Origin of the sequence: Pandoraea anapnoica (assembly GCF_902459765.1) — a bacterium.
Taxonomy (GTDB): domain Bacteria; phylum Pseudomonadota; class Gammaproteobacteria; order Burkholderiales; family Burkholderiaceae; genus Pandoraea; species Pandoraea anapnoica.
This window is the reverse complement of sequence record NZ_CABPSP010000011.1, coordinates 208,169-224,391: the sequence shown is the minus strand read 5'-3', so window position 1 is coordinate 224,391 and position 16,223 is coordinate 208,169. Positions and strand designations below refer to the sequence as shown.

Below are 16,223 nucleotides of genomic sequence, written 5' to 3'. Positions count from 1 at the left end.
GCGCGTCACCCGATGGAGCGTTCGCGCGGCGTGTCTCGCCGCCGTGATGCTCGTGAGCGCGTGCAACGACTCCACGATGCCGAAGCCGCCCGAGCCCGGCCAGCCGCCGCAGCCGAAGACATCGATGGTGCCATCGCTCGTGACGAGCGCGATGGCGGCAGACGCGCCTGCTGCGGCATCGTCCGCATCCTCCGTCCCGGCCGCCGCAGCCGCGCCAGCCACGACACTGGCCGCCCCGTCCGAGCTGATTGCTCGGGGCAAGTATCTGGCGCGCGCGGCCGACTGCGCGGCGTGCCATACGAGTGCGGACGGTGCGCCGTTCGCCGGTGGCGTGCCGCTCAAGTCGCCGTTCGGCACGTTCTATGGCACGAACATCACGCCGGACAAGACGAACGGCATCGGCGGCTGGACGGCCGAAGAGTTCTACCGTGCGCTGCATGACGGCGTCGCGCCCGACAAGGCGTTGTACCCGGCCATGCCGTACACGTCCTACCGGCAGATGACGCGCGCGGACAGCGACGCCATCTACGCTTACCTGATGTCGGTGAAACCGGCCGCCGTGCCCAACCGCAAGCACGACCTTTCGTTCCCGTACAACGTCCGCATCGCCATGCGCGCGTGGGACTGGATGTTCCTCAAGGACACGCTGCCCGATGCGTCGAAGGGCCAATCGGCGGACTGGCTGCGCGGGCGTTATCTCGCCAACGCACTGGGACACTGCGCGGAATGCCACACGCCGCGCGGCACGTTCGGTCAACTGGACAAAGCGAAGCCGCTCGGCGGCGCTGCGCTCGCACGTATCGCCGCACCCGATCTGACGCCTGAGGCGCTGGCCGCACGCGGCTGGACGGTGAAAGACCTGCAAACGTTCTTCGGCACGGGCATTGCGCCGCAAGGCTCGGCGTTCGGCGAGATGTATCCGGTCGTGCATCTGAGTACGCAGTACCTCACGCCGGACGACCTGCGGTCGCTCTCGACGTATCTGCTCGGCGACGCACCGCCTGCACCGAAGCCGCTGCCGCAGAACCCCGACACGAGCAAGCTGATGGCGGGACGCAATATGTACCTGGCCGTATGCGCCGGATGTCATGCAGCGGACGGCACCGGCAAGCCCCATGTGGCGGTCTCGATGCTGGGCAATTCGACCGTGCGTCAGAAGGATCCGCGCAATCTCATCATCACGATTCTCGATGGCGTGGAAGCGCAGAAATTCCCGGGGCTGGAAGCGATGCAGGACATGCCGGGCTTCGACAAACGTCTGACCGATGCGCAGATCTCCGAGCTGACCAACTACCTGCGCGTGGCCTACGGCGGGCAGGCGGGCGACGTGAACTCCGAGATCGTCAAGCAACTGCGTCAGAAGTAATGCGCACGGTGTAAGGCGGAAGCCGATCCGACCCACCGCAGGGCATCGCATCGGGCGGGACATGGCGCATAATGACGCGCCATGTCTCGCACACAACGTCTCTTCTCCCTCATGCAATTGCTGCGCCGTCACCGCTATCCGGTGCCGGGGGCTGCGCTCGCCAGTTCGCTGGGTGTGAGCCTGCGCACGCTCTATCGCGACATCGCCGAATTGCAGTCGCAGGGCGCGCATATCGAGGGGGCGCCGGGGTTGGGGTACGTCCTCAAACCGGGCTTCATGTTGCCGCCGCTGATGTTCTCGGAAGAGGAGATCGAAGCGATCGTGCTCGGCTCGCGGTGGGTCGCCAAGCGCACCGACGGAGCGTTGGCCGATGCGGCGGCGAATGCCTTGGCGAAAATCGCGGCGGTACTGCCGTCGGACCTGCGCACCTCGCTTGAGGCATCGACATTGCTCATCGGGCCGGGCGATCCGCTGCCACTGATGATCGTCGATCTGACCGACATTCGCGAGGCCATTCGCGCCGAGCGCAAACTTCATCTGTCCTATCGAGACGAGGCCGGACGTCTGTCCGAGCGCATTGTCTGGCCGTTCGCGCTGGGCTTCTTCGATCGCGTTCGCATGATCCTCGCGTGGTGCGAGTTGCGCGACGATTTCCGCAGCTTCCGCGCCGACCGCATCGAAGCCATGACCGTTGCCGACACCCGTTATCCGCGCGGACGCCGCACCTTGCTCAAGGCGTGGCGTGAGACGACCGGAAAGGGTTGAGTCGAATGAGGGTTCCCGGCGATCCGATGCACCCCGAAGTATGAGAAAAATCCACCCTCGGATGCATCGAATTCACGTTTGAAATCGGCGTTCGACTGCTGACAAAATCTGACAGCATCGCTTCGTACGATGGCGTCCATGGCAGCGCGCAACGGCTTTCATTCTCCGAGTGACCGATGCCGTGCTGTCGATGAGAACGTCATTGATAACGAACGACAGGAGCTTGTCATGCTGCATCCGGATATGGTCAATTTGTATGTCGCGAGTCCCCCCGAAAGCGCGGGTTTCTACGCCGAGCTGTTCGGCATGGAGCCGGTCGAAGCGTCGCCGGGGTTTGCGTTATTCACGCTGCCTACGGGTATGAAGCTGGGGTTGTGGGCGCGCTATTCGGTGGCGCCGACGGTCATCGCGCCACCAGGTGGCAGCGAGGTAGTGTTTCCTGTGCAGTCCAAAGCACACGTCGACGCGACGTGGGAAGACTGGAGCGCACGCGGCATCACGATCCTGCAAGCGCCGACGGATATGGACTTCGGCCGGACGTTCGTGGCATCGGACCCCGACGGTCATCGTCTGCGTGTGTACAAGCTGTCGGACGAGCGCTAATGGTTGGGGCGGCGACTCCCGCAGCGAACGGGCTGCGGTGATGTGCCTTGCCAGCAAATTGCCAGCGCATAGCCGGTGTAATGACCGGCTGTGCGCTGGATGCGTCGATTACTTCGCCGACGCGGTTTTCACGAGGACCGGTGTGTCGCGGTACTGCGTGGGGAAGACACGCTTGAGGTCCTTCACCTTCGGCAGATCGTTGATCACGATGTACGGATAGTTCGGGTGCTCCGTCAGGAAGTCCTGATGATAGGTCTCGGCGGCATAGAAACCTGAGTATTTCTCCACTTTCGTTGCGATGGGTTTGCTGTAGGCGTGCGAGGCGTCGAGCTGCGCGATGTAGGCGGTTGCGACCTGTCGCTGTGCGTCGGTCATCGGGAACACGGCCGAGCGGTATTGCGTGCCGCTGTCCGGACCCTGACGATTCACCTCCGTCGGGTTATGGGCGACCGAGAAGTAAATTTGCAGCAGCTTGCCGTAAGACACCTGCTGCGGGTCGAACGTCACCTGCACCGACTCGGCGTGTCCCGTCGTGCCGCTGCTCACGGTCTCGTAATCGGCGGTCTTGGCGGTGCCCCCGGCGTAGCCGGACTCTGCTTTCATCACACCCTTCACGTGCTGGAAGACACCTTGCACACCCCAGAAGCAGCCGCCTGCGAAGACCGCTGTTTCGGTGCGCGCGCCGGTCGACGGCTCGTCGAGCTTCGGTGCGGCGATGACAACGGACGGCTCCGCGCCGCCGAAGGCGTACGCGCCGATCTGCCACGCGAAGACCCCGGAGGCGACGGCGGCAGCGCCGAGCAATACGCGCCGCAGGCGCGATGCTGGCGACTTCTGACTGTGATGCTGCGAATTGGACTGGATCATTTCAAACTCCCAGCGGTAACGGAAATAAGGGACATGTTGGTTCGCTCAACCAAACGTGAATGCATAAGCCGATGCGCCCGGATCGAGAAACTCGATGGTGAACGTGCGGTCTTGCACGTCGCCCGTCTGGCGCACCAATTGATAGAGACGCTGCGAGGTCACGGTGCCCGTGCCGTCGGCTGCCGCGTCGGTGCCATGCGCGTTGCCCGGGGCCTGGCCGTCTACCGCAACACGAAAGCGCACGGGCTTGCCGTTGGCGTCCGGCCCGAGCACGAGGTGCAGATCGCGGGCATGGAAGCGATAGACGATACGTGCTCCGGCTTGCGTTGCCGTGGCTTGTTCCGGGCCGACATTCCAGCGTCCGGCAAGCCCCCAGTTGTTCAGCGACGGTGAGGTCGGCGCGCGATAGTCGCTGACGGCGTCCTTCACCGCACCGCCCGGCGACGTGAAGTTTTCGGCGCGTTCGTACCCGACATACGTCTCCGGCGAGCGCACGTCACTCATGTCGGGCGCTTGCTGGACACCGGCGGCCTTCACATCGGCGATGCTGTCCGCGACTTGTTTCGCACCGGCTTCGCGCAACAATTGCTGGATCACGCGCTCCGACTCGGCGTAATTGCCTTCGCCGAAGTGGTGGTAGCGCACGCGGCCTTGTGCGTCGACGAAATAGTGCGCGGGCCAGTACTGATTGTTGAAACCGCGCCAGATGGCGTAGTTGTTGTCGATGGCAACCGGATAGTCGACGCCCAGATCGTTCACCGCCTTCTTCACGTTGTTGATGTCGCGCTCGAAGGCAAATTCGGGGGCATGCACGCCGATGACGACCAAGCCCTGATCGCGATACTTCTGTGCCCACGCCTTCACGTAGGGCAGGGTGCGCAGGCAATTGATGCACGAGTACGTCCAGAAGTCGACGAGGACGACCTTGCCGCGCAGTGCCTGTGCTGTGAGCGGGGGCGAGTTGAGCCATTGGACAGCACCGTCGAGCGAAGGCAACTGCCCCTCGACCGGCAGCGGCGCGGGTTCATTCGCGGCGGTGCGGACCATGGCGTTGTTCGCATCGGCTTGCGGCGCCTGTGGTGCGCTGCCACTGTCGGTGCCATTGGCATTCCGACGTGCGCCCAACTGATCGACCAGACGCTGTTCGATGCCACCGGTCGAGGCCGTCGAGACCTGTGCCAGCACGCCCGTATCGAGGCCGAGGGCAATGGCGCCGACGCCCGCGAGCATCAGGCCGCCGAGCACGCGGCGAATCCACTCGCCTGCGCCAAGCGAGCGCTTCATGGTGGCGAAGACGCGTCCACCGACGAGCAGCGCCAGTGCGAGCGACGTGGCGGCACCTGCGGCGTACGCGACGAGCAGCAGTGTCGTGCCGACGCTCGCGCCTTGCAGTGCGGCGCCCGTCAGCACAAGGCCGAGGATCGGGCCGGCACACGGTGCCCAGAGCAGGCCCGTAGCAATGCCGAGCAGGAACGACGCACCCGGGCCGGTGCCCTTGGACTCGCCTGCGGCGGTGTCGTCGCCCTGCGCGGATTGCGTCAGACGGTTGCCCAGCGACACGAGCGGGTGCGTAAGGCGTTCGGCCAGCTTCGGAAAGAGCAGCGTCGCGCCGAACACTGCGACGAGGGCGAGCGCGAGCCAGCGGCCGTACTGGTTGGCCTGCACGACCCAGCTGCCGCCGACGGCGGCCAGCGTGGCGACCAGCGCGAACATCAGCACCATGCCCGCGAGCATGGGCAGCACGCTGCGTGAGAACGACTGACCGGCACGCGAGAACACGAACGGCAGCACCGGCAAGATGCACGGGCTGACGATCGTCAGAATCCCGCCGAGGTAGGCAAGGATGAGCAAAGTCATGAAGCGCTCCTTGAGCGGCGTCCGACGTGCGGGCGCTGCGAGCTTTTATTAGGGGTTACGTCGTAGTGGACCGATATCAGGCGGCTTGCGGAAGGAACGTCATCGCAAGACCGTTCATGCAGTAGCGCAGGCCGGTCGGTTTGGGACCGTCGTCGAAGACGTGGCCCAGGTGGCCGCCGCAACGGCTGCAATGCACTTCCGTGCGCACCATGCCGAAGCTCCGGTCCGTATGGGTGCCCACGGCCTTGTCGAGCGGCGTCCAGAAGCTCGGCCAGCCGGTGTGGCTGTCGAACTTGGTGCGCGACGAGAACAGCGGTTGCGCGCAGCCCGCACAGGCAAAGGTGCCCGCACGGTGTTCGTCGTTGAGCGGGCTGGAGTATGGCCGTTCGGTGCCTTCCTGACGCAGGATCTCGTACTGGCCAGCAGAGAGGCGTTTGCGCCATTCGGCGTCGCTGAAGGTCACCTCGAAGTGTTCGGTGTTGTTGGCGCCTTCGGCCGCTACGGCCGGGCGCACCAGGCGCGGCACTAACCCGGCGGCGACGGCGGCGGCTGCGGCCGACGCGCTCAGCAGAAACAGGCGGCGCGCGGGTGTCGGGGCGGCGCTGGTCGCCACTGCACGTGCGGGCTGCGTCGTCGGTGTGGCGGGCGTCCGGGGTTTGGGCGGGTACAAATCGGACAATCTCATAACATCCTCCGGTCAGTGGGACGATCCGGCACGGGCTGGCCCCGCCGCCATAAGCTGGGGAGCGCGACGGCGGTGGTACGGCACAGAGGGGATCCGTGCCGGATCGATGACTGAAGGTTAGTCCCCCGGCGATGGCAAAGTCCTCACGTAAAATTAAACAATTCGTGATACCTCCAGGGGCGCGATCTGCGCACAATGGGGCCTTCAAGACTCACTTTCCGGGAGCTTCCCGTCCGATGGAATCGCCGCGCCGTGTCCTGCTCGTCGAAGACGACGTGCATATTGCCGACCTGCTCACGCTGCATTTGCGCGACGAGCGGTTCGAGGTCGTGCATTGCGCCGATGGCAACGAGGGCCTGCGGCGGCTAGCCGAAGGCGGCTGGGACGCCCTGATCCTCGATCTCATGCTGCCCGGCGTCGACGGGCTGGAAATCTGCCGACAAGCGCGGCAGATGACCCGCTACACCCCCATCATCATCACCAGTGCTCGCTCCAGCGAGGTCCACCGGATTCTAGGACTGGAGCTGGGCGCAGACGACTATCTTGCCAAGCCCTTTTCGGTGCTGGAGCTGGTCGCGCGGGTCAAGGCGCTGATGCGCCGCGTGGATGCGCTGGCCCGTAACGCCCGCATGGAGGCGGGCAGTCTGGCGATTGCCGGACTGTTTATCGACCCGATTGCGCGCGAGGCCACACTTGGCGGCAAGCTGCTCGATCTCACGCCGCGCGAATTCGATCTGCTGTACTTCTTCGCGCGTCAGCCTGGCAAAGTGTTTTCGCGCATGGATCTGCTTAACGCCGTGTGGGGATATCAGCACGAAGGGTACGAACACACGGTGAACACGCACATCAACCGGCTGCGCGCCAAGATCGAAGCCGATCCCGCGCAGCCCACGCGCATCCTCACCGTCTGGGGACGCGGTTACAAGTTCGCGAACGACGGCGCGCCAGAGGGTGCGGGCACTGGCGGCGGCACCGACGCAGGAGCCGCATGATGCGTCGCTGGAATCTCTCCCTGACTCAACGCCTGTCGCTCGTGTTCGCCGTGCTGCTGATTGTGTGCAGCGGCACGTCGGCATGGATGCAGGTGCAGGCGAACCGCATGCACGAAGCCGAAGTGATTCAGGGGCTCTCGCGTGGACTGGCCGAGCACATCGCCGCCAACGCGCAGTTAATGGATGCGAACGGCATGAAGCCCGATGCGGTGCGACGTCTGTTCGGGCAACTGATGGTCGTGAATCCGAGCGTCGAAGTCTATCTGCTCGACGAACAGGGGCGCATTACGGGGCACGCTGCGCCGGAAGGGCATGTGCGTCGCATGCAGGTCGATCTCGGACCGGTGCATCGTCTGATCGACGGCGAGGCGCTGCCGATCTACGGCGACGACCCGCGCAACGCCGACGTGCGCAAAGTCTTCAGCGCCGCGCCGTTGCGCGTGGACGGGCGCGAAGTGGGTTACGTCTACGTCGTGCTGCTGGGCGAGGCGCACGACCGGTTTGCCGAACGCGGGGCGACGAGTGCGGCACTCAATACGGCGCTGTGGTCGATCGGTCTCGTCGCGGCGCTGTGTCTGATTGCGGGTCTGGCGGCGTTTGCGCTCATTACGCGTCCCCTGCGGCGTCTGACGGAGACCGTGCGCGATTTCGACATCGATGCCGCACCTCCACCGGTGCCCGCCCTGTCGACGGATGCGCTGGCGGCGGAGCAGGCGCGTCCGAGCGACGAGATCACGGTGCTGGAGCGGGCGTTCCGTCAGATGGCCGAGCGTCTGGGCACGCAATGGCGTACGCTGACGCGTCAGGATCAGGAACGGCGCGAACTCATCGCCAACATCTCCCACGACTTACGCACGCCACTTTCGTCGCTGCATGGCTATCTTGAGACGCTTTCGCTCAAGGACGCGACGCTCACGCCCGACGAGCGACGGCGCTATCTCGGCATTGCGCTGGATCAGAGTCGCAAGGTCGGTGCGCTGGCGCAGTCGTTGTTCGAGCTGGCGCGTCTTGAGCATGGGTTTGTGCAGCCGGAGCTGGAGCCTTTCTCCGTGACGGATCTGATACAGGACGTCTTCCAGAAATTCGAGCTGAGCGCCGAGTCGCGCGGTGTGGCGTTGCGTGCGCAACTCGCGCCGCAGATTCCGGCGGCGCGGGCCGACCTCGGTCTGATCGAGCGGGTCTTCACGAACTTGCTGGAAAACGCGCTGCGTTATACGCCGTCCGGCGGCGAGATTACGGTGGCGGTAGCACCGGCCGGTTCGGAGATCGAAGTTCGGGTGAGCGATACGGGTCCCGGGATTCCGGAGAGTGCGCGTGAGGGCTTGTTCGAGCGGCCGTTCACTGTCGGCGGGGCGCGCCGCGAGGGCGGACTGGGATTGCGGATCGTGCATCGCATCCTGCAACTGCACGACCGGCGCATCACGTTGGTGGACACGTCCGGTCAGGCAGCGCAGGGCGCGACGTTCCGCTTTACTTTGCCGACGTAAGTTTATCGCTGCTGGCCGGTGCGGTCGATTCAGCGGCCGGTGCCGGTGACGCAGCCGGGGTCGCCGGTAAAGCGGGTGCTGCCACCGTGGTATCGAAGTAGGTCAGCTTTCGCACGAAGACATTCGCGAACGGATCGACTCGGTCGCCGGGGGCCGTAATGACGATACGCACGATGTTGCCGTGGCTGTCGTACTTGTAGTGGTATTCGGAGACGTGGCGCTCGCCGGTGGCCGCGTCGGTGCGGGTCACGCGGATGAGTTCGTGGCGCGGCGAGTACTCCGAGACCTCGTTGTCCCACGCGAGCGGCAGCCATTGACCATCGATGAAGGCGGCCGCGCCGTTGTCGCGCACGATGCGTCCGCCATCGGGCTTGCGCTCCACGTTGGCGAACGTGCGATACGACACCATCTTCGGTGCCGGGCGGGCGCGCCCGTCGGCGGTAATCACCTGACGCGCCTCGTTCGGCGCTTCCCACTGACGCGACAGCGCGAAGCATTCGTCGTCGAACTGACGCGCCTGAAGCGTGCCGGGGCGGCGATGGCGCAGGCTGTTCGAGCTGGACACCAGCGTGCGCGTCCATTCCAGACGCCCGTCTTCCTGACGCACCTGTTCCTTCCAAGCGGGATGCCGTGTTGCGTGCACGATCCACTCGTCCGGCCCTTGCCAGTCGACACTACTGCCGTTGATGCTGTACAGACGGCCATCGGCGTCGTAGGTATAGCGGCCGCGATCGGTGCTGGCGAGCAGGTGACCCTGTGCGTCGAATTCCATCACGAAGCGATTGCCGTTATCGAGCGGGCCGACTTTGCCCGTGACGCGGTCGTAGCTGGCGATGAATCGGGTTTCCTCGATCTTGCGAACGCCAGCGGGAATGCCGCCGAAGTTGCGCATGAGGTCGTCTTCTTCACGCAGCGAGGTTTGCACACACCACGGCAGCGGCGCGACGGCCTGCGGTGTTTCGGTGGACGCAGCGGCGGAGGCGGTGCTCATCGGCGACGTCGTCGCAGCGCGGGGGGGCTGCGGGCTTGCCGGGGAGGCCGAGAATGCGCCGGGTCGCGTGCCTGCACAACCGGCAAGCACTGCGGTGAGTGCGGCGAGTGCCAGAGCACCGCGCACAGGACGTAAAGAAAGCATGGATTGGACAGTTCGGGCAGGTGAAGCAGACATCATCGCAACGGATTGCCGGAGGTATTTTTCCTAGATTGTACCGGCTCCGTGTGACGAGTCTGTCTGAGCGTCCGAGGGGAGGGGCACGAGAGGTCGCCCCCCGGCTCACGCCATTAGCGCCAGAGCGCCCACGCGAAGCCCGTGATCACAAGGATGCAGACGATGTTGATGACGAATCCTGCGCCGACCATCGAGCGTTGCGGCACGCAGCCGGTGCCGAACACGATGGCGTTGGGTGGCGTAGCCACCGGCAGCATGAAGGCGCACGACGCGCCGATGCCGATCACCATCGTCAGCAGCGCTTCGGGCATGCCGAGCGAGACCGAGATCGCAGCAAAGATCGGCACGAGAATCGCTGCGCTGGCGGTGTTGCTCGTCAGTTCGGTGAGAAAGACGATGAACGCAGCGGTGATCAGCAGAACGACAAGCGTCGGGCTGGTCGCAAAAGCGCTCGATACGGCCTTTGCCATGACGACGCTCGCGCCCGAATCGCGCAGCACGACGCTCAGGGTGAGGCCGCCGCCGAACAGCAGCAACACGCCCCAGTCGGTGTGTTCCTGAATCTGCTTCCATGAGGCGACGCCTGTCGTCGCGATGAGGATGGCGGCGAGCAGGGCGATCAGCGTGTCGAGCTGCTTGACGCCGCCGAGCCACACCGAGATTTGCTGGCTGAAGATCCAGGTCATGACCGTCAATCCGAAGATGCCGACGGCGGCGATGCGCTGGCCGGTCCACGTCATCGGCTCGGCGTCGAGGTCGACCTTCTGGTCCAGACGCGGGCGCAACACCACATACGTCGTGACAATCATCAGCGGCAGCAGCACGGCGACCAAAGGCACGCCGAATTTGGCCCACGTCAGGAAGTCGATGCCCAAATGCGACGCGACCATGGCGTTGGGAACACTGCCGACGACCGTGCCCAGTCCGCCGATATTGGCGCTATACGCAATGCCGAGCAGCAGGAAGGTGAACGTGCGGCGGTCGCGACTGGCGTCGAGTTGCGAGAGGATGCCCATGGCCAGCGGCAACATCATGGCGGTCGTCGACGTGTTGTTGACCCACATCGACAGCATTGCGGTGGTGAGGAACAGCATGATCGCGGCCCGATTCATGCGTCCGCCAGCGAGTGTCAGGAGCCGGTTCGCGAGGAAGCGGTCGAGGCCTTGAATACGCATGGCGGTGGCCAGCGCAAAGCCGCCGAAGAACAGGAAAACGATCGGGTGGGCGAACGACGTCAACGCGGTGGGGACTTCGAGAATGCCGAGCAGTACGGCAAGGACCGGCACCATCAATGCCGTGGCCGTCAGGTGGACGGCTTCGGACAGCCACAACACGGCGATGAAGACGGTGAGTGCGAGTCCACGGTTGGTCTTGTCGTCGAACGGCAAGAGGGCAATGAGCGCCACCATCAGGATGGCATTGGCCAGCAGCACGCAGGCGTCGCGGGCGGACATCGCCCATGGGCGGGTGACGGTTGCGGCAAGTTCGTTCATCTCCTGGTACCTCGGTATGCAATTGTTCTTCGTGGAGCTTCCCGTCGTAGCAAGCTACGCGGGAGAGGCGGGCGCGACATGACGCATTGCGGCGCATGAAGCTGCGCGATGCACGACATGCGGCGGACAGGCCGACATTCGCGCGTTCGCCTTTGATGCCACGGATCTGCGGGAGGTGCCTTAGGAAATCGCTCATACGTAATGCTGTGTGGTGGGAATGCTCACCCGCGCTTGGCCGGAAGCTGCCTCATGTCCGGCTGGCCGGGCAGTGTCAGTTATCTGAGTGAGCCGGTGAGCGACCAGATGTCGAGATTCACTGAACTTTGAACCGGATCGCCAAGCAGGTCGCGCTCATCAAAATCATCAGTCCAGCCCGCCCTGGCAGACGTACTTGATCGACAGGTAATCGTCGAGCCCATACTTCGAGCCCTCACGTCCATAGCCGGAGGACTTCACGCCACCGAACGGCGCGGCTTCGCTCGCGACGGCGCCTTCGTTCATACCGATGACACCGGCTTCGAGACGCCGTGCCACTCGCTCGGCACGGCGCATGTTCTGCGTGTAGAAGTAGGCGGCCAACCCGAACGGCGTGTCGTTGGCGCGTTGAATCACTTCATCCTCGGTGTCGAAACGGAACAGCGGCACCACCGGCCCAAAGGTTTCCTCACGGCAGACGAGCATCTCGTCGTTCACATCGGCCAGCACGGTCGGTGCGAAGTAATGCGGCCCGAGCGACGGCAGCGTCGTGCCACCGGTCAGCGTGCGGGCCCCATGAGAGCGCGCATCCTCGACATGACGACTGATCTTCTCCACTGCCCGACGATTGATCATCGGACCGATCTGCGCCTGTGCGTCGCTGGCCGGTGCCACATGCAGCGCGCTCACGCGCTGCGACAGCAACTCAGCGAACCGGTCGTAGACACCCGCTTGCACATACACTCGATTCGGGCACACGCACGTTTGTCCGCCATTGCGGAACTTCGACGCCATTAAGCCCGCGACCGCCGCATCGAGATCGGCATCGTCGAACACGATGAACGGCGCATTCCCGCCAAGTTCGAGCGACAGCTTCTTGAGCGTGCCCGCCGATTCACGCGCGAGATGCACCCCGACTGCAGTCGATCCGGTAAACGTCACCTTGCGCACGCGTTCGTCGGCGAGCCAATCCGCCACGGCGTCAATGCCTTGCGTGCGCGACGCCGTGATCATGTTCAACACGCCCGGCGGCACGCCGGCTTCGAGGGCCAGCGCCGCGAGGGCGAGCGCCGTGAGTGGTGTGTCTTCGGCGGGCTTTGCAACCACGGTGCAGCCCACGGCCAGCGCCGGGGCGATCTTGCGGGCAATCATCGCGAGCGGGAAATTCCACGGCGTGATGGCGGCGACGACGCCAATGGGCTCCTTCACCGCCGACATGCGCTTTCCGGGCTGTTGTTGCGGAATCAGGTCGCCATAGACACGCGTCGCTTCCCCCGCGAACCAGTCGACGTACGACGCCCCATACGCCACTTCCCCACGCCCCTCCGCCAGCGGCTTGCCTTGTTCGAGCGAGATGATCCGGGCCAGATCGTCGGCGTTCCCAAGAATGAGTGCGTGCCAGCGCTTGAGCACTTCGGCGCGCTCGCGCGGTAGCTTGTCGCGCCACGCGGGCAACGCGCGGCAGGCGGCGTCAGTGGCGGCGCGGGCATCGGTGGCCGTACTGTCGGCAACGTCTGCCAGCAACGCATCGCTGGCGGGGTCGTGCACGGCGTAGCGACCGGCATCGCGGGCGTTGGTCCATTCGCCGTTGATCAGGTTCTGACGGCGCATCAAATCGGGGCGTGACAGGGAAAGCGGCATTCGAACGAATCTCCGGGAAAGCGGGGCAGAAGTTATCGGGTGTAGCCGTGGCGCATCAGCAGATCCATCAGCGGACATCAACCGCGCAACGCGGCGCGCACATCGGCGGCGTCGAGTACTTCGTCGAGCGTCGTGCGCACGCGAGCGAAGAGTTCGGCGACGTCGTCCGCCGTATAGCAAAGGGCGGGAGCAAAGCCGAGAATGTTGTCGCCGAACGCGCGGAAAATCACGCCGTTCCGATACGCGGCAGCGCCGATCCGCTCGGGGAGGTTCAGCGACGCGTCAAAGCGCTGGCGTGTCGACTTGTCGGCCACGAGTTCGAGCGCACCGAGCAGACCGCGATGACGGGAGTCGCCGACCAGCGGGTGCTCGAGAAAGGCATCCAGACCGTCGGCGAATGCCTTTGCCTGCGCCTGACCGTTCGCGAGCAAGCCGCCTTCGTCATAGAGCTTCAGGCAAGCCAGACCGATGGCCGCACTGACCGGATGCGCCGAGTACGTCTGTCCATGACCGACGGGCGTGCCGCGCGCGGCATCGGCCATGGCCTGATAGATGGCGTCGGACATCAGCACGGCGCCCATCGGTGCATAACCGGCCGTCAGCCCCTTGGCCAGCGTCATGAGATCGGGCGAGACGTCTTCCGCTTCGCAGGCGAACATCGGCCCGGTGCGACCGAATCCGGTGATGACTTCGTCGGCGACGAACAGAATGTCGAGCTTCTTGCAGGCGTCTCGCATGGCACGCAGCCAGCCCCTGGGCGGCACGATCACGCCTCCGGAGCCTTGCACCGGTTCGCAGAAAAACGCAGCGACATGCTCGGCCCCCAACTCGCCGACCTTGGCTTCGAGCGCGGCGACCGACGCGGCGATGATGGCCTGCGGATCGTTGGGCGTGGCGCTGCGATAGGGATAGGGCGATGCGATGTGATGCTGTGTCGGCAACGGCAGATCGAAGTTGCGGTGAAACGCAGGCAGGGCGGTGAGTCCTGCGCCGGTCGACGACGAGCCGTGATATCCACGCTCCAGCGCGATGAAATGCTTCTTCGACGGTTTGCCGATGGCGTTGTAGTAATGGGTGATGAAGCGCACGGCGGCGTCGACGGCGTCCGACCCGCCAAGCGTGAAATACACGTGCTGCAGCGACGGCGGCGCGAGTTCCACGAGCTTCTGCGCCAGCTTGATGGCGGGTGCCGAAGCGAAGCCGAAATAGCCCGTGGCATAAGGCAGCCGGTTCAACTGCTCGGTGGCGGCCTTGACGATAGACGCCTGCCCGTAGCCGGTATTCACGCACCACAGCCCGGCAAACCCGTCGAGCAGCGCGTGTCCGTTGGCATCGTGCAGCCAGGCCCCGTTGCCGCTGGTGAGCACCGTCGCCCCTCGCGCCTCATGCGCCCGGTAGTCGGCTACAGGATGGATCAGGAACTGGCGATCGGCCTCAATCAGCGATTCGATGGACATGCACGGTACCTCGGGAGGATGGGAGTGGAGAAGTGGCCCCTGAGTCCCCCCAGAACAGGCCACTGTGTCATCCCATTAAAGCTTTGTCGAAAAGGGAGGTCATCCTACGAACCGATGGAGAGGGCGCGCGATATGTCCTGCGATGTGCACGGTATTGCGACGTGCGCCGTGCGCCGGAGCGTTCCGGTTGCCCGCGCAGCACGTCATCCATGATCCATCGCGGCAATCATCCGCACGACTCGCCGATTGCGCTCAGCGCAGCACCTGCTCTGCCACATCGTCGACCGCAGCGCGCGCGATGCTCACCATCTCGTCGACGTCCGCCCGCGTGGCGATCAGCGGCGGCGCGAAGCCCAGGATGTCGCCGTGCGGCATGGCGCGCGCGATCATGCCGCGTGCGAGCGCGGCGGCCGAGATACGTGCGCCGATCTTCATGGCGGGATCGAACGGCTGACGCGCTGCACCATCGGCCATGAATTCGACGGCGGCGAGCATGCCGACGTTGCGTACTTCCCCGACGAGTGGATGTGCGTCGAACGCGGCGTGCAGCTTCTCACCGAAGTATCGGCCGACGTCGGCGGCGTTCTGCGTCAGGTTCTCGCGCGCCAGAATATCGAGATTGGCGAGTGCGGCGGCAGCGCAGATCGGATGACCCGAGTAGGTCCAGCCGTGTCCCATCGGGCCGTGTTCGCGGGCGCCGCGCTCGATCACGTCCCAGACACGTTCACCGACGATCACGCCCGAGAGTGGGGCGTAGGCGCTGGTCAGACCCTTGGCAATCGTGATGAGATCGGGCGTCATGCCGTAGTGTTGCGAGCCCATCGGCGAGCCGAGACGGCCGAAGCCGCAAACCACTTCGTCGGCAATGAGCAGAATGTCGTGACGACGCAGCACGGCCTGGATGGCGTCCCAATATCCGGCAGGCGGCGTGATGATGCCGCCGGTGCCCATCACCGGCTCGCCGATGAAGGCCGCAATCGTGTCGGCTCCTTCGCGGGCGATGAGCTTTTCGAGTTCCTCGACGCAATGCGCAACGAATGCCTGCTCGCTCATTCCCTGATGCGCCTTGCGGTACCAATGAGGGCACACGGTGTGATGCACGCGCTCGACCGGCAGATCGAAATGCTGATGGAAACTCGGCAGACCCGTCAGGCTGCCAGTCACGATGCCGGAGCCGTGATAACCGCGCTCGCGCGAGATGATCTTCTTCTTTTGCGGTCGAGCCAGCACGTTGTTGTAGTACCAGACGATCTTGATCTGCGTCTCGTTGGCGTCTGACCCGGAGAGCCCGTAATACACTTTCTTCATGCCCGCGGGCGACCAGTCGATGATGCGTTTGGACAGCTCGATGATGGCGTCCGTCGAATGCCCGACGTACGTGTGATAGTAGGCGAGCGAGGTGGCCTGCTTGTGGATGGCGTCGGCCACTTCGGTGCGACCATAGCCGATGTTCACGCAGTAAAGGCCAGCGAAGGCGTCGAGATAGCGGCGGCCCTCGTGATCTTCAATGTGCATGCCTTGTGCGGTGCGGATGATCTTGCCCGGCAGCGTGCCGCTCGCATGGTCGGCCGCGTGGGTGGACGGGTGCATGAAATGCGCGCGATCCTGCGCGAACAATTGGTCGGTCGAAGCGGCCATGGGACGTCT

Annotated in this window: 13 protein-coding genes; 5 read left to right on the top strand and 8 right to left on the bottom strand. The window is 64.7% G+C overall.

Annotated elements, in window-relative coordinates:
* Positions 1–124 precede the first annotated feature (124 nt).
* From PAN31117_RS18515 to PAN31117_RS18505, 3 genes are all read left to right on the top strand, one after another.
* On the top strand, positions 125–1,366 hold the full coding sequence (locus PAN31117_RS18515; RefSeq protein ID WP_150739526.1) for a c-type cytochrome: 1,242 nt from the start codon (positions 125–127) through the stop codon (positions 1,364–1,366).
* 81 nt (positions 1,367–1,447) lie between these two features.
* Entirely contained in the window at positions 1,448–2,131 is a 684-nt protein-coding gene (locus tag PAN31117_RS18510) for a helix-turn-helix transcriptional regulator (protein ID WP_150739488.1), read from the top strand.
* A 228-nt stretch (positions 2,132–2,359) separates the two neighbouring features.
* Positions 2,360–2,734 (top strand): VOC family protein, encoded by a 375-nt coding sequence (locus PAN31117_RS18505; RefSeq protein WP_039402439.1) that lies wholly within the window; start codon positions 2,360–2,362, stop codon positions 2,732–2,734.
* A gap of 108 nt (positions 2,735–2,842) precedes the next feature.
* Here PAN31117_RS18505 and msrA read toward each other — a convergent pair whose 3' ends face one another.
* From msrA to msrB, 3 genes are all read right to left on the bottom strand, one after another.
* Positions 2,843–3,601: a peptide-methionine (S)-S-oxide reductase MsrA gene (gene msrA, locus PAN31117_RS18500; protein WP_150739487.1), complete on the bottom strand. Its 759-nt coding sequence runs from the start codon at positions 3,599–3,601 to the stop codon at positions 2,843–2,845.
* A 45-nt stretch (positions 3,602–3,646) separates the two neighbouring features.
* Positions 3,647–5,458, bottom strand: coding sequence for a cytochrome c biogenesis protein DipZ (locus tag PAN31117_RS18495; protein ID WP_150739486.1), 1,812 nt, complete (start codon positions 5,456–5,458; stop codon positions 3,647–3,649).
* A gap of 76 nt (positions 5,459–5,534) precedes the next feature.
* The gene (gene msrB, locus PAN31117_RS18490) at positions 5,535–6,143 is read right to left on the bottom strand and encodes a peptide-methionine (R)-S-oxide reductase MsrB (protein ID WP_174991021.1); all 609 of its coding nucleotides are present in this window, start codon (positions 6,141–6,143) and stop codon (positions 5,535–5,537) included.
* Between the two features lie 236 nt (positions 6,144–6,379).
* On the opposite strand from msrB, the gene PAN31117_RS18485 reads away from it, so the two are divergent.
* Both PAN31117_RS18485 and PAN31117_RS18480 read left to right on the top strand, forming a co-directional pair.
* The gene (locus PAN31117_RS18485; protein WP_150739485.1) at positions 6,380–7,135 is read left to right on the top strand and encodes a response regulator transcription factor; all 756 of its coding nucleotides are present in this window, start codon (positions 6,380–6,382) and stop codon (positions 7,133–7,135) included.
* Positions 7,132–8,622, top strand: coding sequence for a sensor histidine kinase (locus PAN31117_RS18480; protein ID WP_150739484.1), 1,491 nt, complete (start codon positions 7,132–7,134; stop codon positions 8,620–8,622). The genes PAN31117_RS18485 and PAN31117_RS18480 overlap by 4 nt, the downstream gene beginning before the upstream one ends.
* Here the strand turns inward: PAN31117_RS18480 and PAN31117_RS18475 are convergent.
* The 5 genes from PAN31117_RS18475 to PAN31117_RS18455 form a co-directional block, all read right to left on the bottom strand.
* Positions 8,606–9,613, bottom strand: a complete 1,008-nt coding sequence (locus PAN31117_RS18475; protein ID WP_174991020.1) for a hypothetical protein — start codon at positions 9,611–9,613, stop codon at positions 8,606–8,608. The two genes, PAN31117_RS18480 and PAN31117_RS18475, sit on opposite strands and share 17 nt — an antisense overlap.
* Positions 9,614–9,903: 290 nt before the next feature.
* On the bottom strand, positions 9,904–11,283 hold the full coding sequence (locus PAN31117_RS18470) for a DASS family sodium-coupled anion symporter (RefSeq protein ID WP_150739482.1): 1,380 nt from the start codon (positions 11,281–11,283) through the stop codon (positions 9,904–9,906).
* Positions 11,284–11,646: 363 nt separating this feature from the next.
* Entirely contained in the window at positions 11,647–13,119 is a 1,473-nt protein-coding gene (locus tag PAN31117_RS18465) for an NAD-dependent succinate-semialdehyde dehydrogenase (RefSeq protein WP_150739481.1), read from the bottom strand.
* Positions 13,120–13,196: 77 nt separating this feature from the next.
* Positions 13,197–14,576, bottom strand: coding sequence for an aspartate aminotransferase family protein (locus PAN31117_RS18460; protein ID WP_150739480.1), 1,380 nt, complete (start codon positions 14,574–14,576; stop codon positions 13,197–13,199).
* A gap of 252 nt (positions 14,577–14,828) precedes the next feature.
* The gene (locus PAN31117_RS18455) at positions 14,829–16,214 is read right to left on the bottom strand and encodes an aspartate aminotransferase family protein (protein ID WP_150739479.1); all 1,386 of its coding nucleotides are present in this window, start codon (positions 16,212–16,214) and stop codon (positions 14,829–14,831) included.
* Positions 16,215–16,223 lie beyond the last annotated feature (9 nt).